The following is a 20,852-nucleotide window of genomic DNA, read 5'->3' on the forward strand; positions in this document are numbered from 1 at the left end:
TCAGGTCTCGGCGGTTGCCGGACGCGGCAGCGCCGCTTCGATGCGCGCCAGCACAGCGTCGGGATCCTTCAGCCACGCATTGCTGGGCACATCGATCACCGTCCAGCCGAATGCGCGCAGGACACCAGGACGAAACACATACCGTTCGCGCACGTCGGCAGGGGATGCGCTGTCATGGTCGAGCAGGATCCCCAGCCAATAGCCGTTGCCTGCCGGATCCACAATTGCCAGATCGCAGCGAAACTGTGAACGCCCCACGTGCTCATGGACGGTGTGACCGCGTGCGCGCAGTGCCTGCGCCAGATCCGTCCGGTAGGCGTCTGCCGGCGGCGCGGCGACGAACGCGGCACGTGCGCCGGGCGTGAGCGTACCCAGGATGTGTTGCGAGCGCTCGGTTTCACCGCTGGCACTGGCATGGGCAAATTGCAGAAAGCCCTTGAGCGCGGCGGCGCCATCGTTGTGCGTGTTGGTGATCGCATCCGCCTGGATGCTCGCAACCACTGCCATGCGATGGCGGGCGCGGCTGAAAATCACGTTCAGGCGTTTCTCGCCGCCACGCTGATTGATGGGACCGAAGTTCATCAGCATTTTGCCGTTGGGACCCGGTGCGTAGCAGATGCTGAGGATGATGATGTCGCGCTCGTCTCCCTGGACATTTTCGAGGTTCTTTACAAAAAGACCGTTGAACTGTCCCTTGTCTTCACGTACGTATTCGGTTTCCAGGCGGGCGGCGAATGTGGTGTCTTTGGCTGCCAGCGCGTCCAGCGCATCTTCGATCTGCGATTGCTGGGCTTGCGAAAACGCGACGATGCCGATGCTGTGACCCGTTTCGCGGTTGAGCAATTCCCGAATGGTCGCCGCGATGAAGCGGGCTTCGGCGATGTTGCCGCGCGCCTCATACACGCCGTCGGTCAACTTCAGATAGCTGATCGGATTGCCGAGCAGGGCATCCACGCCTTGGGCGGCTGCATCGGACGCGGTGGACGTCAATGCATCCAATGCGCCGTGTCCGCCATCGAGCAGGCGGTCCGGAACGGTGATCAACCGGCCTTCGTAGAAGGCGGCATTGGAAAAGCTGATCAGTGCTTCGTGGCGGCTGCGGTAATGCCACGCCAATAGCGACGCCGGTAGATTGCGCGCGGCCTGGCTGAGAAGGCTGTCGGCGTCAAGGTTGATGGCAATCTGTTCGCCGTCTTCGGTGGCCGTGACCTGTTCGTCGCCCTCGTCGCCGGACGCACTGAAGAACGTCGTTGGCGGCAACTGCATCTCGTCCCCCACGACCACCACCTGCGGCGCACGATTGAGCGCGGGCACGGCCTCTTCGCTCGGTATCTGGCTGGCTTCATCGAAAATGACGACGTCGAACAACTGAGACTGCAGGGGCAGGGTATCGGACACCGAAAGCGGACTCATCAACCAGATCGGTTTCAGGTCGTTGATGACCAAGCCGCTGTCGCCACCGGCAAGTTCGCGAATCGAGCGATAGCGCATGGTCTTGCCGAACTCGTGTTCGAGTTCACGGCGGCCGCGGGCGTAGTCCTTCTTGAACTGCTTGCCGGCCTCGTCCAACGGCGTGGCGGATACCCCCGACTGCTTGAGATGATCGAGAAAGATGCGGTGCCAGCGCGACTCGACAACCTCGGCATTGTGCTTGAGTAGCGTACGTTCGGCCGAATCGACGCCCTCGACCGCCTGCTTCAGCGCGCGTTCGTCGAACCGCACCAGTTCCGGCAGGGTGCGGTAGACCCGTGCCAGGGCCTCGTCGGCAATCAGGGTTTGAAAGGCGTCGATGTCGAGCGCGTGCGTTTGCAAGGCAGCGACGTAGCGGGGCTCGCTGTCGTGCAGCTCACGCAAGAGGGGCAGCAGATCGGGCAGATCGCTCAGATCGTCGCGCAAGCGGTGCACCACGTCGGCCAGTTCAGCGATCGTGAAGCCGCCAGTGGAGCGGGGATTGAGGTCTGTACTCGGCCCGGCATTGAGGCCCTCTGCGGGGCCGGGACCGAAAACGACGGCACCGTGGTCGCTGGTGACATTGAGCGCGTTGGGGATCAGCGCATGCAGCGTGGCGAGCGCGTCGGCCGGCGCAAGCGCCTCCCGCGCTTGCGCACCGGGGTTGGCGCTGGTGCGCAAGGCCGCAATCCAACGCTCCAGGCTAGGGGCGTTGGGCAGCGCGTGCGCCACGCTTTCCAGCGCGTCGAAAAATGGCCCGCCATCCTGGATGCCGTAGCGCGAGTTCAAGGCCTGGCGCGCAGCAGCGAGCGCGGCCGTGGCGTGATGGTGGGCGGCCAATTGGCTCAGAATGGTGCGGTAGCTTGGGCGGACCGCATGGTGGCTGAAGTCGTAACGACGTTTGAGTTCGCGGCGCAAACGCCACCACGCCGGATTGAGCCAGCGCAGCGCCGAGCCGCCGATACGTTGCTCCAGCTCGATGGCCGCTTGCGTATCTTCGATGCTCAGCGGTTCGCGCCAATGGCGTGCCGCGGCGCCGGCCGCGTTTTCCGCACTGCCGAGGCTGTGCAAACGCGCTTGCTCATCGCGCAAGGCCGTGGCCGCAGACGAGTGGGCGTCGAGCAGATCGAGATGGGCGGCCAGATTGAATGTCGCGATGGCATGCACCGCGGGCGTGAGCGTCGGCGCTTCGTCGACCCGCGTATCGCGCGACAGCAGGCTGACGGGCTGCGGCAGGCCGGGCTCGATGGTCGCAAGGGCCACCGTGGCGTTATCGATAAAGGCTTTCGCACGGCTGTACGCCAGGTCGTCGCGCACCAGTTCTGCCGAGAGGTGACTGAAACTGTGGTGTGCGAAGGTGCTCGCATTCAAGCGGTCGCGCAACGCGGCATAAACACGGCGCGTGAGATCGAGATGCGATTGCCACACCGCCCAGTCGGGCAGGCGCTCGCGTGCGGCAGCCTCGATCTCGGGCCGGTCGCCAGGGGCGGCGATCAAGATGCGAATGAGCGACCGAACCGAGGTCGCGAGCGCTTCGGGCATCACCGCCATCGCCTGCTCGAAGCGCGTAAGGTGCGCCAGATGCTGCGATAACGCGTTGAGTGTGGCTTGCCGGGCGACCGTGAGGGCACTGCCGTCAAGCGGCTCGGCCACCCAGCGTTCGTAGCACTCACGCAGGTTGAGGATGAATGCTTTCTTGTCGGTTTGAGAATCGTGGATCAGGCAACACAACTCGTCCAGACCGCTCTGTTGCAGCCGATGAAATACCACGTCGAGTGCAGCGCGTTTCTCGCAGACGAAGAGCACCCGCAAGCCGCGACCGGCATAGTCGGCGATCAGATTGGTGATGGTTTGCGATTTGCCCGTGCCGGGTGGTCCTTGAATAATGAAATGACGACCGGTGCGTGCAAGGCCGATCGCGCTGTTTTGCGTGGCATCCGCAGGCACGACGTTCCATTGCTCGGCGACCGGAATGGCAGGTGGTGTATCCACGTCAATATCGCGCGGCTCGATCGAAAACAGCCGATCGAAGCTCGAGGCGTTGCCCGGTTGGTCGATCAACTGGGCGTAATCCTGCACCAGCGACATCTTCTTGTAGTTGAAGTTGGCCAGCGTGACCTGCGTGAGATCGATATCCCAGGCGTGCCGATGACCGGCCTCGTCGGTCAGCGCGTAAGTGGTGTGTTCCGGTGCGGTGGCAGCCATCATGTGCGGCGGCTGCGTGAGCGGCAGCGGCTGAGCGCCGATTGCACCACGCAGCGGCGACGCGCTGGGCTGCACCGTCTGGCGAAACAGTTGCAGTCCAAGGGGGCGATAGTCATCCTCGTCGTAGCTGAAGTCCGGGCGGGCGGGTGCGGCGCTCGCACCGGCAGCACGTCGCTTCTGGAACTGCTGCAGGCGCTGCAGCGCTTTCTGATGAATGAGCCTGATCGTCGGCTTGCTTTGCAGGGTCAGGCTGACGCCGGGTTCCGTGCGACGAATCTGTGCATCCACATCGCGATGGATGTCGGCGAGGGAGGTGGTCTTCAGATCGACCGTTTCGGGCAATCGGATGTCGTAGAGCTGGCGCAATTGATGGCGCAATACCGGATTGAACTCGGCCTGCGACTCATCGCACTTCATCACATACTGATCGCGGACGCCTTTCTTCTTGATCAATTCGACGGGCAGCCACAGCAGGGGCGACACGATGCGCTCTTCCGGTGCCTCCTTCAGGTTGTGCCAATGCATGAACGCCACGACCAACCGCAGATTGCTGAATCCGAACTCGGCACGGTCGCGCCGCGTATCCTGGATCAAGCGATCGAACGATGCCGGCAGATAGGACTGATCATCGAAGCGCAGCCACTGCTGCAGCCCGATCGACTCGCCGGAAAGCACTTGTTCGGCAAACGCACCTTGCCAGGTGCAGAGTTGCTCGGGCTTGATGCTTTCGATGTGCATGACCAGCGGCACGCTGGCGATGGTGAGATTGACATTGGCTTGCGTGGGCCGGAAGTACAGCAGGCGATTGCGCCGTGAGAGATCGAACAGCCGGTCGCGCAGATGCTCGAGCACGGCCGTGCGACGCGGCGCCGGGCCCTGTGCGCCGTCGAGGACGCGATCGAGATCCAGCCCGAGGGGCTGCTCGCGCCAGCGTTCAAGCCGCTGCACGATGGCGGAGAGTTCGGTCGCGCGGTCATGGCGATTGAGCGCCGTCATCTCGACGATCGTCTGGGCGAGCACCGGATTCAGTCGAGGGTTGAGGTCGAAAAGATTGCCGCGGGATCGGGCAAACGCCCGCACATCGTCGTCGCGTCGCAGGTCCAGGCCACAGGCGAGGCACGCCAGCATTTCGCCGAGCTGAAAGATATCGCTGATCTCGTCGTGATGGCCCACCGCGCCTTCCCACGCGGCCAGTCCGGGCAGGTATACCGGCTTGTCCACCGGCCGGTCGGCGTCGGTGTGCACGGCCAGATCGTCAAGCGCCGCCAGGTCGTCGGAATCCCGTATGACGCGCAGCTCGCCGACGATATTGAGCGCTGATCCCGGTTGCGGCTGGATGGCTTTGATGCGGTCGTTGGCGTATTGCGCCGCGGCACCGGCTGGATCGCGCAGGCACAGGCTGCGTTGCGCGCTTTGCAGCACATCATTGGCGCCCAACGTGGCGACGCGCCCCTGGGCATGCAGCGCTGCCGTTTCGCGCAGAAGGGGCAGCATCAGCAACAACACATCGTCGATGGGCAGCAGCGTGCCATCCAGACGGGACATGAGTTGCCCGAACGTTTCCAGGGGCTGAGGATCGGTCATGCGTGCTTTGCCTCGGCCGACGATCGCGTCAGCTTGTCCAATTGACGTTTGTTCATCTTGAGATCGCGTTTGAGAATGTGGGTGAGCCCGTCTGCGCCCTCCCAGGCGCGTGCGATGCGCAATGCGCGGGCGAGGGCGGCATCGCGCACGTCACCATCGCACAGGGCAAGATCGAGCATCACGTAGTGCAGATAGTCGGCGGCGCTCGGGTCGACGAGATCGGCGGTCAACGTGGTTGGATCGAGCGGCGGGTCGCCGAGCGTCCAATCAGGAAAGTATGCGCGCGCCTGCGCAAGCGTTTTCTCGACGCGTACGTTATCGGCTTGCAGAAAATATGTAATGAGCCCGCGTGTGATGGCCGTGAGGGTAACTTGACCGGTAAGGTCCAGCCCATGAAGGGCCAGCGGGCCGTGCAGGCGCCGGCGCAACCAATCGTCGAGCCCCGGATCGGCCTGCCACCACATATCGACGGCTTGCGAGCGCAGGTAGGTTTCGGGATGAGAGACACCGGCCGACCGGCGGGCGTGCGTGTCCTCCAGTTCGAGCGCTTGTTGCAGATAGGCCGTGGCATCGACGACGGCGATGCCGGTATGCACCTTGACCAGGGTTGAAATGGCGGCGGCACTGTCGCCCGCGGCCAGGGCCGCGCCCCGATCCGCATAAAGCTCGGTATGCAGGGCATACAGGCGTGCCGATTCGATGTAGCTCTCAGGTGTCGCCGTCACATCGTCGCTGTGATTGAGGATGCGATCCGCCGCGAGATAGTCGCCGGCATCCCTCGACCACAGTCGGTAATGGGCAAACTCGTGGCCCAGCACGGCCAATAGCTCGGCGTCGTTCAGCCGTTCGAGAATCGCGCCTTGCAACACCACATGCACTTCGCCGGGCAGGTAGTACAGGGCGGCGTTCATGGTGCTGGCACCGGCCTGATACAGCGTGACGGGCGCGTCGATGCCCAGGCGTTCGCAGGCCAGCGCCGCGGCGGCGTACACGGCTGGATGCGTGGCAGGCGTCAGGCGGTAGGTGTCACGCAGCAGTTGCGCGCGGGCGTCGGCAGCGTGTGCGGCCTGCACGCGCAGCGATGATGCCCAGGCCCAGACGTCGGGCTCGGCCGCCTTGAGATGCGTGACGATCGCCTGATGGTAGGGCAGCGGCGTCAGGGCGTCGGCATCCCGCATTTGAGCGTGCATTGATCGCGTCCTTGAGGAAGCGCGCGGCTCGACGAGCACGCGCGCAATATAGCGTCGAGCGTTGGATCATATCGCGGCTGACGCGTCTCGCAGGGATCGCGGTGTCGCGCGCGGCCAATCGTACCTGCCGCGCGCCTTCGAGCGCGCCTGTTACGGAATGACCGGCGGCTTGTACTCCAGCGTGGCGGCCAATAGCCACAGCATGACGAGCACGATCGGCGTGTGCACGATCAATTGCGTAAAGGTAAATCCAACCACATCGCGCGCCTTGATCCCGAGCACGCCCAGAAGCGGCAACATCCAGAACGGATTGATGAGGTTGGGCAGGGCTTCGGCGGCGTTGTACACCGTAACGGCCCAACCGAGATGCACCTGAAGGTCGTTGGCGGCCTGCATCACGTACGGCGCTTCGATGATCCACTTGCCGCCGCCCGAGGGCACGAAAAAGCCGAGCACTGCGGAATACACGCCCATCAATGCCGGAAAGGACGCCTGCGACGATACCGATACGAAGAATTCGGACAGCATGTGCGCCACCGTGTGGCCATCGGTCCCGCCTGCCTTGGTCAGAATGAAAGCGATACCGCCATAGAGCGGAAACTGGATCAGCACGCCGCTTACCGACGGCACGGCCTTGGCGATCGCAGCAAGAAAGCTGCGCGGCCGCCAGTGCAACAGCATGCCGATCATCAGGAAAACGAAGTTGTAGGTGTTGAGGTTGGAGATGGCCAGCACCGTGTTCTTGGTGGTGAACTCGTTGTACATCCAGATGCCGCCCAGCGCGACGAGCAGGATGGTGAGGATTGGGCTGTATTCAAGCCAATCACCAGGGCGTTTCGGTGGTTCGGCGCGCTGCACCGTCTCGCCCAACTCCACACCCATCCGTTGCGCGGTGATGGCGTTGTCGCCACGAGGCGCGGAGTAGAAGGCCACGATAAGGGATGCCACCGTGAGCACGACGGCGATGGCCATCGATTGCCACAATAAGATCGTCTCGGAGAACGGAATCACGCCGGTGATCTGCAGCAGCGAGGGCGGCAGGCTGGCCGGGTTCGCCTGCAGTTGTGCGGCCGATGAGCTCAGGCCGAGCGCCCACGTGGCGCCCATACCGAGATAGGCGGCTGCGCCCGCGGCGCGATAGTCCATCTTCAGATCGAGCCGGCGAGCGAGGGCGCGCACCAGGAGACCGCTGAAAATCAGGCTGATGGCCCAGTTGAAGAGCGATGCGATGATGCTGATCAGGGCGACGTAGCAGATCGCGCCCGGGCCGGTTTTGGGCCGTTGGGCCATCCAGGCGATCAACCGTGCGGCGGGCGGCGATGCAGCCACCACATAGCCCGAGATGGCCACCAAGGCCATCTGCATGGTGAACGGGATCAGGCTCCAGAAACCGTCTCCGAAGGCCACGCCCACGGTTTTGACTGGCGCGCCGATCGCCATGGCCGCTATGGCCACCACGATCACCGCAATGACGGCAAAAATATAGGCATCGGGAAACCAACGTTCCGACCAACGTGTGACGCCGGCCGCCATTTTTTCCAACACCCCTTCTGCGGGCGCGTCTCGGCGGCCCGGCGATTCCAGCGATTCTGTTTTCATGATTTTCCCCTGAGCAAGTCGTGTGAAGCCTCTCGTCTCTACGAGTTCGGCAGTGTGGCGATTAAGGCAAAGCAGACAAAGGCAAAGCAGACAAAGGCAAAGCAGACAAAGGCAAAGCAGACAAAGACCAAGCGGGCGAAGGCATGGCAGGCAAAGGCAACGTCAACGTCGAGCGGTCATCCGGCATCGAGCACCAGCGCACTGACGGGTACGGCCTGACAGGTCAGGCAGACATCGGGATCGTCGGGTTCGCCGCCATGCAGATGGCGCACCTGACCGGAAACGATCGTGACCGCGCAGCTTTCGCATTGCCCCACGCGGCAGCCGCTGGGCAGGTTCAGGCCCAGGCTTTCGCTGAATGTGAGCAAAGTGCCGTCGGTGGGTGACCAGGGCTTGGCCCCCATCTGTGCGCGGGCAAACGTCACCGGAAAGTGCTGATCCGACGTCGCATCGAACACCGGTGGCGAGCGGAACACTTCGCTGAAGATGTCGAATGCCGGCATGCCGCGCGCGATCAGATCGCGCGACACGCTTTTCATCATGGCGTCGGGGCCGCACATATACACGCGCGCACGCGCCGCGATCAGCGCATCGCTGACCACGGCGGCCTCGAGCATGCGGCGCTTCGGCGCGTCGGCCGCGTCCTGGTCATCGGTACGCGATTCACTGTAGTAGTCGACGATCGAAAGGCGGGGCAACTGGCGGCGCAAGTCGTTCAGGCGCTCGCGGAACGCGTGTGTGGCGCGGTGGCGATTGGCATAGTGCAGATGCACCTCGGGCATCGATGGCATATCGAGCAGCGATTCGAGGTAGCACAGAAACGGCGTGATCCCGATGCCGCCGGCAATCAACACTACAGGTTGAGGCGACGCGAGAGGCAGCACAAACTGCCCACTCGGTGCGCCGATCTCGACCGCGTCGCCAACCTTCAGGCTCGTATGAACATGGGTCGACATAGCACCGTGAAAGGGCGTGCCGTCCGCATGCGTACCGCCTTGCCGCCGCACCGCGATCGTGTAGTGACGGCGATCCACGCGGACAGCCGCGCCGGTGAGCGAGTACGCGCGTGTGAGCGGCGCGGCGCTGGTGTCGCGATCGGGCACCCGCAACCTGATGTGCTGACCCGGGTGGAAGTCGGGTAACAGGCCGCCATCGGCGGCGGCCAGCGCGATCTGCAGCACGCCCTCGGCCACGCGTTGCACGTCGGTAATCTTTGCCGCACGAAAGCCGGTCCAGGGACGCCTGGCGGGGTCGCTCGCCGGATCGCGCTCGATCTCGCAGGCAAAGGCACGCATGGGTACCGAGCCGCTAATGGGATCGGCACGTTCGGCGCTGATGAGACTGTTGTAATTGCTGCTGCCCGCGCCGCGAACGGGAAAGGCCGGCTGGCCGAGTTCAGGGCACGCCTGCCACCACCCGAACTCGCCCACAACGATATCGTCCCCCAGATCGGGGTCGACCCGGGCGACGAAACGGGCCTCACCGTGCCGCGACCGGACGCGCAACCAGTCGCCGGCAGCGATGGACCGGCGTGCGGCGAGTGCGGGGCTGATGCCGGCTTGCGGCAACGGTGCGCGGCGGCGCAGCGAAGCGAGCGCACGATGTTGGCTGTGGCAGTAGTAGCCGTTCTTGGCGGTGGTGAGCAGCAAGGGAAACCGGTCGTCGCTCGGTGCATCCGGCGCTGGCGTATACGTGGGCAATGCAAAATAGCCGTGTCGATGCAGCTTCTCCGAATACAGCTCGACGCGACGCGTGTCGGTGGCAAAACCGCGCACGCCGCCGGCCGCGTCCTCGGCATACTTGCGGTCTCGATGCGTCAACGGCCGCTGGATGCCCTCCGGCGCGGCGCGCAACGCCTGCACCGTGATGCCGAGCGGCGCAAGCTGGTGATCCCAGGCACGCGCCAGATCGCCGTCGAAAAACAGATGCCCGAGGCCCAGGCGCTGCGCAAGGTCGAACACGATGTCGTTATCGGACCGCGATTCGCCGCGTGGGCTGACCATTCGCGCGCGCAGTTGGATCTGGGCCTCGGCGCGTTCGCTGATTTCGAAGCCCAGTCGCAAGCCCTCGTGTTCCCACGGTGTATTGACCGGCAGGAAGATGTCGGCGTAGCTCGCCGATGGGGTCATGAACAGGTCGCAATGCACATGGAATTCTAGGTGCTGCAAGGCCGCCTGGGCTTGTGCGGTATCGGCCTGCGAGGCCAGCGGATTGGTGCCGAACGCAAACATGGCGCGTATCGGGTATGGCACGCCTTCAAGAATCGCATGGTACATGTCGCGTGCAGTGATCCACCCCATGGCAGGGGGGCCCAGCGGCCGCTCGGCCAACCCGATGGCCTTGGCGCGCTGAGTAGGCGAAATCAGATCCAATCCATTCATCGCCCGGGCGGGTTGCCGGGTATAAACGCGATTGCCGCCGGTGCGGTCGAAACTGCCGGTGAGCGCGTACAGCACGGCGATCGCACGCTCGTTTTGCGTGGCGTTGGCGTGTTGGCCGATTCCGGTCCATGCGTGATAAGCGATCTTGCGGCTGCTGGCGAGCAGGTCGGCCGCGGCCGTCAACTGCGGCTCGGAGACGCCCGTGATGGCGGCTACGCGATCCGGCGGAAACGCCGCACATTGCGTGGCGAGCAGGTCGAACGCGGGCCGGCAGGTCACGCTGCGGCCGTCAGCCAATTGCACGGTGAAGACGCCGTGCAGCGCAAAATCGGCGCTGCCCTGGGAAGCGCCCTCGCGGCGGGTGTCGTAACGACAGGGTGCTGCAACGGCCGTGTTCCAGGCCACAAACGCCGTGTGGTCATCGGCGGGATGTTGTGCTTTGGCGCCGGGGTGCAATGCGGCGCGTGCGGCCGGCGTCCGACCCGGTGTGGTCGAGGACGCATCATGGGTCCCGTCCGCTGTGACGAGGCAGTCCTGCGCACGAAGCAGCCATCCGGTGTCGTCACGCACCAGCAAGGGCGCGTTCGTCCATTCGCGTACGAAGGCGTCGTCGTATCGCCGACCGTCGATCAGCAGATGTGCCAAGCCCAAGGCAAGTGCGGCGTCTGTGCCTGGCCGAACCGGCAACCAGGCATCGGCCTGGGCGGCCAGTGCCGTGCGCTGGGGATCGATCACCAGCATCTTCGCCCCTGCCGCGCGTCCCACACCGATGGCATGCGCCTGCGCCAGCCACGTATTGGCGGGGTTATGGCCCCACAGCATGATGAGTTCGGCCTGTGCGTAATCGGCGGTAGGCATGCCGCAGCCGTAGGTGAAGGCGTGCGCGAAATCCTTGTGCCAGTTGCAGATCTCGGTGGCATAGCTGATGTTCGGACTGCCGAAGGCGCGCACGAACCGCTCGATCCAATCGATGCTGTCCGACAGTGGCGTACCGCTGGGCGTCGTGACGCCGAAGGCGACCGCCTCAGGGCCATTCTCGCGCCGTATCGCGTCGAGTCTGGCGGCGATCTCAGTCAGTGCCGTGTCCCAGGAAATGGGTTCCCAGCCCGGATCCGCGTCGCCTTTGGGGCGGGTGCGGCGCATCGGATGCAACACCCTATGAGGGCTGTGGACGAGTTCGGGTGCAGCGCGGCCCTTCATGCACATGGCCTGCCCGGTTGGATGGTCCGGATCGGGCGTCACGCGGATCAGTGCGTCACCATCGACGACATTGGTCGTGCCGCAGCGCGATCGGCATAACGTGCAGTAGCCCCGTATTTCCGTTGCAGACATCACGTTCTCGTTGGTCGTTGTCTTGCCAGTTGTTCAATCGATCGATACTAGAAGCGGCGCAGCAATATTGCTAATATAAATTATTGAATGATGGATATCGAGTAAATCAATATCATGGCGCCACCCGTTACGTTGCGGCAGTTCGAATATTTCCTCGCGCTCACGCAAACGGGTCAGGTGTCGCGCGCGGCGTTGCAATGCAATGTGTCGCAGTCGTCGATGACGATCGCCTTGCGCAACATGGAGCAGGCGCTGGGCGTGCCTCTTTTCGTGCGGCATGCGCGTGGGCTACATCTGACTGACGCCGGCGAGCGCTTTGTGCGGCATGCCCAGCTCGTGATGGGGGCGGTCGAACGGGCCGTCGACGATATGCGTGCGGTCGCCGACGATCTGCATGGCGAGGTGCGGTTGGGCGTAACGGAAACGATCTCGGCGTATCTGATGCCCGCGGTGATTGCCGCTGTGGCGCAACGCTTTCCCAATCTCAAAATTCATGTGGTGGAACGGGACCGGGCGCAGATCGAGCAAGGCCTGCTCGCAGGCGAGTTCGATTTTGCGTTGGCCATCGTTTCCAATCTCACGCGCTTCGACAAGCTGCAATACGACACCATGCTGCGATCGCCGCGCCGGCTGTGGACGCACCCCGATCATCCGCTTCAGCACGCGTCCACGGTCAGCCTTGCGGCAGTGGCACAGGCGGATTATGTGTTGCTCGACATGGACGAGCATATCGAAACCGTGGGCAAGTATTGGGGCGAGTATGGCCTGCAGCCCCGCGTGCGGTACCAAAGCGGTTCGCTTGAGGCTGTGCGCAGCCTCGTGGCTCTGCAGCAAGGCGTCACAATCCTGTCGGATCTGGTTTATCGCCCGTGGTCGCTGGAGGGCCGGCGCATCATGCGCCGCGATCTGAGCGACGCCGTCCCCACGATGGATATCGGCGGCGTATGGCGCAAGGCGGATGGATTGTCGCCCAGCAGCGAAACGCTGATGGGCTTTCTGCGCGTGTCGATCAAGGCGCTCGCGCAGAGTTGAGCGGTGCGCCTTATCGCGCAGGGCGGGCCATCGTCAGGCGGGGGGCGAAACGTTCGGGCAACGGCACGGGCCGATGCATGCCGACGGCACCGGCAAGGGCGTCGCGCACGTCGTCAGGGAAGGGCTTGACCTTGCGGGTGTTGAGATCCACATGGATGCTGAGCTGCTCCATCGTGGCTGCAAGCAACCCGTCGCGGCGGCGGAAGAGCTCCATCAGCACGCTCAGGCGTTTGTCATCAGCATCGAGCAGCCGCAACCGCAACGAGAGCGCCTCTCCCGCCAACAACTCCTGCCGGTAGGTGGTGTGTATCTCGAGCGTATAGACGCCGGCGCCTGTGTCGTGTGTGTAGGCCTCGCCGATGCCGAAGTGATCGAAAAGCCGATAGCCGTAATGATCGAACACATACACATATTTGGCCGCGTTCATGTGGCCGTACAGATCGATCCAGTCGGATTCGACCGTCAGATCGATGGTAGGCAGTGGAGTCGTATCCGGAGAAATCGGCGTCGAAGTCATAGGGCTCAGCAAAATGGTTTGGTGCATTTTCCATGAGACCGCTGCCGGCGTCCATCCCGCTTTTCAGGCCAGAAATGCAGCAATTGCCGTCATTGTCACCTCCGGCGCCTCCTCCATCAGCCAATGGCCTGCGCCGGGAACGATGCGGCCCTCAACGTGATTCGCCACCAGACGGGTCTGATCGATCAACCCCGCACCAGAGGCTTTTTCCCCGGTAAGCACAAGCACGGGCATCGTGATGGGGTGCTTGCCCAGCAGGGCGAAGTCGCGTGCGTCCTGTTCGAACGCTTTGAAGTATTCGAAACCTGCGCGCATTCCCTCGGGTTGCGCGTAAGCTTGGGTATAACGGTGGCGGTCGGCTTCCGATAACGAACGGGTGGGGTCGGCCGCGAAATCGTTCCAGAAGTGTTCGAAATAGATGCGCTCACGGCCGGCCACGAGCGCCAGGGGCACTTTGCCCACAAAGTGAAAGTGCCACAGATCGCGCAGCAGCCACACCTCTTGCCAGTTGCCGATGCCGGGTAGGAACGCGTCCATCAGCACCACACGATCGGTCGATTCTGGAAACTGCGCGGCGTAGGCATAGGCAACCATCAGTCCGATGTCGTGACCTACGACGCACGCGTGCTTGAAACCCAGCGATTGCACAAGGGCGTGAATGTCGGCCGCCAACGTCTTTTTTTCGTAACCGCCATCGGGCTTTCCGGAAAGTCCGGCGCCGCGCAGATCAGGAACGATCACGGTGTGATGGTCGATCAGGCGGGGCAGTAAAGGCAGCCACATGTCGCCAGTTTGCGTATAGCCGTGCAACAGCACGACGGCGCTGCCTTGGCCCGCGATGCGGTAATGCAGCGTAACGCCGTTGACCTCAGCGGTATCGACGGTCATCAGCAAGGTGTCGTTTTGAGCCACATCGTTGGCGTGCAACGCATGCGAGGGCACCAGGCCGGTTGCGGGGGGATTGCGGTGAGACGAATTGGAAGGAAACATGATGGACTCCATGACTCGTCCGGCCAGCGCGGCCGTGGGCGTCATCCGACTTTAGGAGCTAACGGCCGCGGATTGAAGGCTGCCAATGTGAATGCACCATTCCCATTTAGTGAATCATGGAGCGAGCATGGACCGGTTACGCGCAATGGAAGTGTTTGTGATGGTTGTCAGCCGCGGCAGTTTCGTGCGCGCCTCGGAAGCGCTCGACACATCGCCCGCCAACGTAACGCGATACATCACTGAACTCGAAGCGCACTTGGGTACGCGTTTGCTCAATCGCAGTGCCCGCACGTTGTCATTGACCGAGAGCGGCGCGGCGTATTACGCGCGCGGCCGATATCTATTGGAAGCCTTCGCCGACGCGGATGCCATCGCGCAGCAGGCCACGATCCAACCCCGCGGCCGGTTGCGCGTAAATGTGCCCGTGAGTTTCGGCATCGCACGGCTGGCACCTTTGTGGCCGGTCTTTATGGCCCGGTATCCGGATGTGGAATTGGATATCGCATTGATCGATGGGATCGTCGACATTGTGGAGGAAGGTTTCGATCTGGCCATTCGTATTTCGCGGCTGCCGTCGGGCACGCATGCGGCGCGCAAGCTGATGACCTCTCGCAATGTGGTGTGCGCTTCGCCTGGGTATCTGGCGGTGCATGGCGCACCCGATACGCCGCAGGATCTCAAGGCGCATCGGTGCCTGGGGTACACCTATGCACGCACCGCGCAGGCTTGGCAATTCGTCGATTCCGAGCAGGTGCCTCATACCGTGACAGTGCGCTATCGCATGCACACCAACAACGGCGATACTGCACGCGCGGCGGCGCTAGCGGGCTGCGGCATCATCTGGCAGCCGACATTTCTGATCGGCGACGATTTGCGAGCCGGTCGGCTGGTGCCGCTCCTGCCGGGCTACCGCATGCCGGATATCGACGTACTCGCAGTCTATCCGAGCCGTCGGCAGCTCAGTGCCAACGTAAGAGTAATGGTGGATTTTCTGGTGGCTGCTTTTGCCGGACAGGCGGCCCAGGGCAATCAGGCCGCCTGAACCAGTTCTGCCGCCGAGTTGCGCAACCGCACCGCATCGCGTGCGGGCGGGGCGCCGAAGAGCCGCGCGTACTCGCGGCTGAACTGGGACGGGCTGCCGTAGCCCACCGCGAAGCCCACGCTGGCGGCGTCCGCTTCGTCGATCAGCAACCGTTTGCGCGCCTCCTGCAGGCGGATGCGCTTCTGGTATTGCAGAGGGCTCATTTCCGTCACGGACTTGAAATGCCGGTGGAAGGCGGATTCGCTCATGTTCGACAAGCGCGCGAGGTGCTCGACGCTGAACGCTTCGGCGTAGTGGCGTTTGATCCAATCGATCGCACGCCCGATCTGCGACAGGTGCGAGCCGGATAAGGCGATCTGCCGCAGCATCGCGCTCTGGGGGCCGGTGAGCAGACGGTACAGGATTTCGCGTTCGATCAGCGGTGCGAGCATGGGAATATCGGCCGGTCGTTCAAGCAGGCGCATCAGGCGCACGACGGGATCGAGCAGATCCTCGCTGATCGGACTCACGCCGTAACCCCGGTGCGGCTCGTCAAGGTCTGCCATGGGCGGGAGATCAAGCAACATGTCGGCCAGCAGCGTGCGATCCAGGGTGAGGGCAAAGGCGAGATAGGGCTTATCCTGGCTGGCTTCGGACACGACGCCGGTGACCGGCAGATCGACTGAGACGACCAGGTAGTTCGAGGCGTCGTAATGAATCACCTGCCGATTGAGAAACGCCTGCTTGCGGCCTTGTGCCACGATGCAGAGCACCGGCTCGTAGACCACATGCATCGGTTCGGTCGTCGAATCCGATCGCACCAGCCACACCCGTGGAATATCGGTGACCTGGATGGGCGCTAAGCAGAATTGTTTGATCAGGGTTTGAAGCGCTTGTAGCGATTGCATGACAGCCTCCTCGGTGCAGTCTAGGGGCAGGGCGATATTCTGTAAATAACGCCGCCGCCATCGTTGCCTGGCGCGAGAGGATCGTGCAAGGGTTTGCAAGGATCAGACCAGCGGCGTGTACTGCAGGTGCGCCCACACGGCGCGGGCATAAGGCGGCAGGGTGTCCACATCCCGCACGCACAGCATCAGCCGGCGGCGCGCCCAGGGATCGCTGAGGTGCAGCCGTGCGACGGTGCGTGCGCGTACGGCTCGCCGCGCGGCCACGTGCGGCACGACGGCGATGCCGATGCCATGGCCGACCATGCGGCAGATGCCGTCGAACGTGCTCAAGCGAATGCGGTAATGCAATGGTGTGCCCAAACGTCTGGCGTGCAGATCGATGTGCCTTTGCAGGGCGCTGTCTTCGACCAGCCCGATGAGGTCTTGACCGAAGAGATCCGCCAACGACACGGCCTCGCGCTGTGCCAACGCATGGCCGCGCGGCACGATGACCGCGAGCGGATCAGGGCGGAAAAGGGCGGTTTGCAGACCTTCGAGATCGCTGGCGTCCGACACCACACCAAGATCGCAGCGGCCGGTGCGCACCGCGTGCACGATGTCCAGGCTGAGACGCTCTTCCAGGTCGAGCGAGACGCGCGGATGGGCCAGCAGGAAAGGCGCGAGCGCATCGGGCAGATATTCGCTCAAGGCAACGGTGTTGCACAGCAGGCGTACGTGGCCGGTCAGTCCGCCGCCGTATTGCCCCAGCTCGCTGTGCAGGCGGTCCATCTGATGCAGCACGGCGCGGGCATGATGCACGAGCGTGCGGCCGGCGTCGGTCACCGTGGTGGCGCGACGTCCGCGAGCGAGCAACGGCACGCCGAGTGTGTCCTCCATGCCGCGGATGCGTTCGCTTGCTGACGCCGCGGTCATGTGGGCACGCTGGGCGCCCGCCGTGATGGTGCCGGTGTCGTGGATATGCAGGAAGAGCCGCAGATCGGTCAGGTCGAAACGCATGATGAAAATCCTAGCATGTGCTCCCTTAGGCTGTGCCTTAGGCAGCTTCAAGGATATCCCGCTATCGGGGAATCGCATATGACGTACACAATGGCTGACCGGCATCCGCCCGAACCCCCTCGAACGGCTTCAAACCATGGCTTCCAGCGACTTGTTTTCCTTCTCCTCCTGGCCTTTGGTGCTGGCGATTGCCGGCGTGTTTCTGGCGGCCGGTGTGGTCAAAGGGGTCGTCGGTTTGGGGTTGCCTACGGTAGCGATGGCCTTGCTGGCGTTGCTGATGCCGCCCGCGCAGGCGGCGGCATTGTTGATCGTGCCGTCGCTAGCGACGAATCTATGGCAAATGTGCCCGGTGGCCACGCTGCCGGGGGTTTTGCGTCGGATTGGCGGCATGCAGGTCGGCGTGTGCGTGGGCACACTGGGCGGCGCATGGATGCTCGGCGCGCCGGCGGGTGCCTGGGCAACGGTCTCGCTCGGTGCGGCCTTGATCGCGTACGCGCTGTGGGGGCTATCCGGCGCATCGATCCGCGTACCTGCGCGGGCCGAGTGGGTATGGGGGCCGCTGGTGGGCATGCTTACCGGCCTGGTCACAGCGGCTACGGGGGTGTTTGCCGTGCCGGCGGTGCCGTATCTTCAAGCGTTGGGATTACCGCGCGAGGCGCTGATCCAGGCCATGGGCGTCTCGTTCACGGTATCAACGCTGGCCTTGGCGGCCGGCCTGATGATGAACGGGAGCTACGACATCGCATCGGCGGGCGCGTCGTTCTGGATGCTGGCCCCGGCCTTGTTGGGCATGGCTCTGGGACAAGGACTGCGCAAGACGATGTCGCCGCAGGTCTTTCGCCGCGTGTTTCTGGGCAGCCTGTTGCTGCTGGGCGGGTACCTGATCGCGACCGCTTGACGGTCACGCAGTGGGCACCGCGCGCCGCGCTTCATCTAGAAGCCGGGCAACAACAGTGACGCACCGTCCGACAGGTCTGCGCCCTCGTGCAGCAGCAACCAACGTTTGCGATCAATGCCCCACGCAAATCCCGTCAACATGCCATTCTTGCCGATCACCCGGTGACATGGCACGACGATGGCGATGGGGTTGGCCGCATTGGCCTGGCCAATCTTCCACGCCGCGCCGCGATCGGTGATCGACAGCCGTTTTGCCAGGGCGCCGTAGTGGGTGACTGTGCCGACCGGAATGTTGCGTAATGCCGACCACACCTGCCGTTGCAACGCGTTGCCGGGCTGTGCCACGGCGATCTCAGCCAACGCCGCGCGCTCACCTTCGAAGTAGCGCGCCAGCGCTTGCACGGCCAAGCCGGACGAGGCAGCACGCTGCAGGGTGTGCACGCCATAAAGCCGCGTCAGCAACTTGGGCAGATCCGCATCGCGTTCCTGGAGCGTGACGGCGTGGGCAACATCGGCGGCATCCGTGGTGATGGCGATATTGCCGATCGGCGAGGCGAGCACGTGATGAAAGAGGTGCATGAATCGCAGCGCATGCGGAGCAGTGCGCGGAAAAGTGGTGCATGGAACGCGGAGCATGGCGAGCCGCCGCGAGCGATGCCTGATTCTAGAGGATGCGGTAACGGGCGGCACAATCTGCCACATGGAATCGACACCTCTTGAAATCGAAAATGGCGGCCCTACATAGGTTGCAGTGGGATGCCGCAATCGGGTCCCACATTGAAACTTGCTGATATCTCGGGAGATTCCTTCATTATGAACACCACATTTTCGCTTGCTCCGCTGTTTCGCAGTTCCGTCGGTTTCGATCGATTCAACGACTTGTTCGAGTCCGCCTTGCGCAACGAATCGGGCAGCACCTATCCGCCCTACAACGTTGAAAAACGGGGCGACGATGACTATCGCATCGTGATCGCGGCAGCCGGTTTCCAGGACGACGATCTGGAGCTGCAAGTCGAGCGCGGCGTGTTGACCGTCAGCGGCGGACGCCGTGAAAGCGGCGACGAAAAGGTCACCTATTTGCACCAAGGCATTGCGCAGCGCGCCTTCAAATTGTCGTTCCGTTTGGCCGACCATATCGAGGTCAAGGGCGCCAGCCTGAAGAACGGTTTGCTGCATGTGGATCTGGTGCGCCACGTGCCGGAAGAAGCCAAGCCGAAGCGCATTCCGATCGGTGGCCAAACGTTCAAGCAGCCGCAGCCCGTGCTGGAGAACGCCGCCGCGTAATCGCGCCTGACACGGGGCTGCAAGGCAGCCCTGTCGATGCCGGCGCAGTCGTCGTATCGCATTGATGAGGCCCGTCCGACACGTGAGTGTCGTGCGGGCCAAGTCGTTCGTCCAACGGTCGAACGCAGGCTGCCGCATCGCCTGGCATCCTGCGTTTTCAATAGCCCACAGTGAAGCGCGCGCGGCGATGTGCGGGCGTTTCGATCTCGTCAACCAGCGCCACGGCGTAATCTTCAAACGAAATGCGGCTGCCGTGTTCGTTGGTCAACAACGCATCGTTGCCCAGACGGAAAATCCCGGTGCGGTCGCCTGCGGAAAAATCGGCCGATGGCGAGAGGAACGTCCAGTCCAGTTCGGGCTCCTCGCGCAGGCGCTGCAGGAACGCGACACCCTTGCCCGACTCGTCTTTGTAGATCGCTGGAAAGTCGGGCGTATCGATCAATGCAAGGCCAGGGGAAACCTCAAGACTGCCGGCGCCGCCGACGACAAGATAACGCTTCGGTTCGGCGGCTTTGACCGCGGCGATCAACGTGGCGGCATCGCTGGCCGTGAAGTGCACCGCACTGATCACCACGTCATGACCGCGCAGCAGGGCAGTGAGCCCTGCCGCATCGTGCACATCGCCGGCCTTCGCCGTGACGCCGGGCAACGCTGCAATCTTGTCGGCGTTGCGTGCGATGGCGGTAACGAGGTAGCCGCGGCGGCTGAGTTCATTGAGGATGCGTGAGCCGGCGTTGCCGGAGGCGCCGATAAGGGCGATGGAAGAGGTCATGAGAGATTCCTTGTGGGTAAGCGAGGCGGCCTGCGAACCGACGCCTGTCGGCGGTCGGTGACGAATGCATTGCGCAGCGGCGCCGCCGAAACGATGACGCTACGGAAAAAATGGCAAGGCGGTTAGTGGGTTTCCTAAGATCACCTAGTATCCGAAAGAAACTATACTGGCGACCTATCGCGTTGGGAAGAACGCACTTTGAACTCACCTGGTTACCACCAGGAAACGGCCGGGAAATCACCATGAAGGCTTGGGATGCATACGCTGCGGATTGTCCAACCCGCTTTGCGCTCGATCGCATCACCGATAAATGGACGGTGCTGTTATTGGGGCTCTTGGCTGATGGGCCGCAGCGGTTCAACGCGCTGCTGCGTCAGGTATCCGGTTTGTCGCAGAAAGTGTTGTCGCAGACGCTCAAACGGCTCGAACGCGACGGCTTGGTGCGCCGGGAGGCCTTTGCGACCGTGCCAGTCACCGTTGAGTACAGCATCACGCCGCTGGGGGCCGAGTTGTCGGGTTCTCTGAAGGCGCTGATTGCCTGGGCTGAATCCAATATTGAATCGGTACTCAGCGCCCAGGCGCGGTACGACGCCGAAAAGGCCGCATCGGCGGTCGTTTGACCCTGCGACGTGGGCTCAAGCGCTGCGGGCGGCAGAGGCCGGGCGGCAAGGGGGCACAATCATTGCTGAATCGGC

15 protein-coding genes are annotated in these 20,852 nt (G+C 63.3%); 5 read left to right on the forward strand and 10 right to left on the reverse strand.

Features of this window, described 5'->3' with window-relative positions; all coding sequences use genetic code 11:
- From EYW45_RS15540 to EYW45_RS15555, 4 genes are all read right to left on the reverse strand, one after another.
- Entirely contained in the window at positions 1-5,238 is a 5,238-nt protein-coding gene (locus EYW45_RS15540) for an AAA domain-containing protein (protein WP_202444754.1), read from the reverse strand.
- Entirely contained in the window at positions 5,235-6,428 is a 1,194-nt protein-coding gene (locus tag EYW45_RS15545; protein ID WP_161136354.1) for a M48 family metalloprotease, read from the reverse strand. Before EYW45_RS15545 ends, EYW45_RS15540 begins: the two co-directional genes overlap by 4 nt.
- A 150-nt stretch (positions 6,429-6,578) precedes the next feature.
- Positions 6,579-8,027, reverse strand: a complete 1,449-nt coding sequence (locus tag EYW45_RS15550) for a short-chain fatty acid transporter (RefSeq protein WP_161136355.1) — start codon at positions 8,025-8,027, stop codon at positions 6,579-6,581.
- Between the two features lie 176 nt (positions 8,028-8,203).
- A complete protein-coding gene (locus tag EYW45_RS15555; RefSeq protein WP_161136356.1) occupies positions 8,204-11,740 on the reverse strand; it encodes a molybdopterin-dependent oxidoreductase in 3,537 nt (1,178 codons plus the stop codon).
- A 114-nt stretch (positions 11,741-11,854) separates the two neighbouring features.
- Here EYW45_RS15555 and EYW45_RS15560 point away from each other — a divergent pair, with 114 nt between their 5' ends.
- A complete protein-coding gene (locus tag EYW45_RS15560) occupies positions 11,855-12,772 on the forward strand; it encodes a LysR family transcriptional regulator (protein WP_161136357.1) in 918 nt (305 codons plus the stop codon).
- 10 nt (positions 12,773-12,782) lie between these two features.
- Here EYW45_RS15560 and EYW45_RS15565 read toward each other — a convergent pair whose 3' ends face one another.
- Positions 12,783-13,289 (reverse strand): thioesterase family protein, encoded by a 507-nt coding sequence (locus EYW45_RS15565; protein WP_161136358.1) that lies wholly within the window; start codon positions 13,287-13,289, stop codon positions 12,783-12,785.
- Between the two features lie 63 nt (positions 13,290-13,352).
- The gene (locus EYW45_RS15570; RefSeq protein ID WP_161136359.1) at positions 13,353-14,279 is read right to left on the reverse strand and encodes an alpha/beta fold hydrolase; all 927 of its coding nucleotides are present in this window, start codon (positions 14,277-14,279) and stop codon (positions 13,353-13,355) included.
- A 127-nt stretch (positions 14,280-14,406) separates the two neighbouring features.
- Here EYW45_RS15570 and EYW45_RS15575 point away from each other — a divergent pair, with 127 nt between their 5' ends.
- Entirely contained in the window at positions 14,407-15,321 is a 915-nt protein-coding gene (locus tag EYW45_RS15575; protein WP_161136360.1) for a LysR family transcriptional regulator, read from the forward strand.
- On the opposite strand, the gene EYW45_RS15580 is transcribed toward EYW45_RS15575, so the two are convergent.
- Both EYW45_RS15580 and EYW45_RS15585 read right to left on the reverse strand, forming a co-directional pair.
- On the reverse strand, positions 15,309-16,208 hold the full coding sequence (locus tag EYW45_RS15580; RefSeq protein WP_161136361.1) for an AraC family transcriptional regulator: 900 nt from the start codon (positions 16,206-16,208) through the stop codon (positions 15,309-15,311). The two genes, EYW45_RS15575 and EYW45_RS15580, sit on opposite strands and share 13 nt — an antisense overlap.
- 102 nt (positions 16,209-16,310) lie before the next feature.
- Positions 16,311-17,204, reverse strand: coding sequence for a LysR substrate-binding domain-containing protein (locus EYW45_RS15585; RefSeq protein ID WP_161136362.1), 894 nt, complete (start codon positions 17,202-17,204; stop codon positions 16,311-16,313).
- Positions 17,205-17,340: 136 nt separating this feature from the next.
- On the opposite strand from EYW45_RS15585, the gene EYW45_RS15590 reads away from it, so the two are divergent.
- Positions 17,341-18,102: a sulfite exporter TauE/SafE family protein gene (locus EYW45_RS15590; protein ID WP_161136363.1), complete on the forward strand. Its 762-nt coding sequence runs from the start codon at positions 17,341-17,343 to the stop codon at positions 18,100-18,102.
- A gap of 35 nt (positions 18,103-18,137) precedes the next feature.
- On the opposite strand, the gene EYW45_RS15595 is transcribed toward EYW45_RS15590, so the two are convergent.
- Entirely contained in the window at positions 18,138-18,680 is a 543-nt protein-coding gene (locus tag EYW45_RS15595) for a methylated-DNA--[protein]-cysteine S-methyltransferase (RefSeq protein WP_161136364.1), read from the reverse strand.
- Positions 18,681-18,914: 234 nt separating this feature from the next.
- Here EYW45_RS15595 and EYW45_RS15600 point away from each other — a divergent pair, with 234 nt between their 5' ends.
- Positions 18,915-19,385 (forward strand): Hsp20 family protein, encoded by a 471-nt coding sequence (locus EYW45_RS15600; RefSeq protein ID WP_161136365.1) that lies wholly within the window; start codon positions 18,915-18,917, stop codon positions 19,383-19,385.
- Between the two features lie 157 nt (positions 19,386-19,542).
- On the opposite strand, the gene EYW45_RS15605 is transcribed toward EYW45_RS15600, so the two are convergent.
- Positions 19,543-20,157 (reverse strand): NAD(P)-dependent oxidoreductase, encoded by a 615-nt coding sequence (locus EYW45_RS15605; RefSeq protein ID WP_161136366.1) that lies wholly within the window; start codon positions 20,155-20,157, stop codon positions 19,543-19,545.
- A 242-nt stretch (positions 20,158-20,399) separates the two neighbouring features.
- Here EYW45_RS15605 and EYW45_RS15610 point away from each other — a divergent pair, with 242 nt between their 5' ends.
- Positions 20,400-20,777, forward strand: coding sequence for a winged helix-turn-helix transcriptional regulator (locus EYW45_RS15610; protein WP_161137053.1), 378 nt, complete (start codon positions 20,400-20,402; stop codon positions 20,775-20,777).
- Positions 20,778-20,852: the final 75 nt, after the last annotated feature.

Source organism: Schauerella aestuarii, assembly GCF_009866805.1.
GTDB classification, from domain to species: domain Bacteria; phylum Pseudomonadota; class Gammaproteobacteria; order Burkholderiales; family Burkholderiaceae_B; genus Schauerella; species Schauerella aestuarii.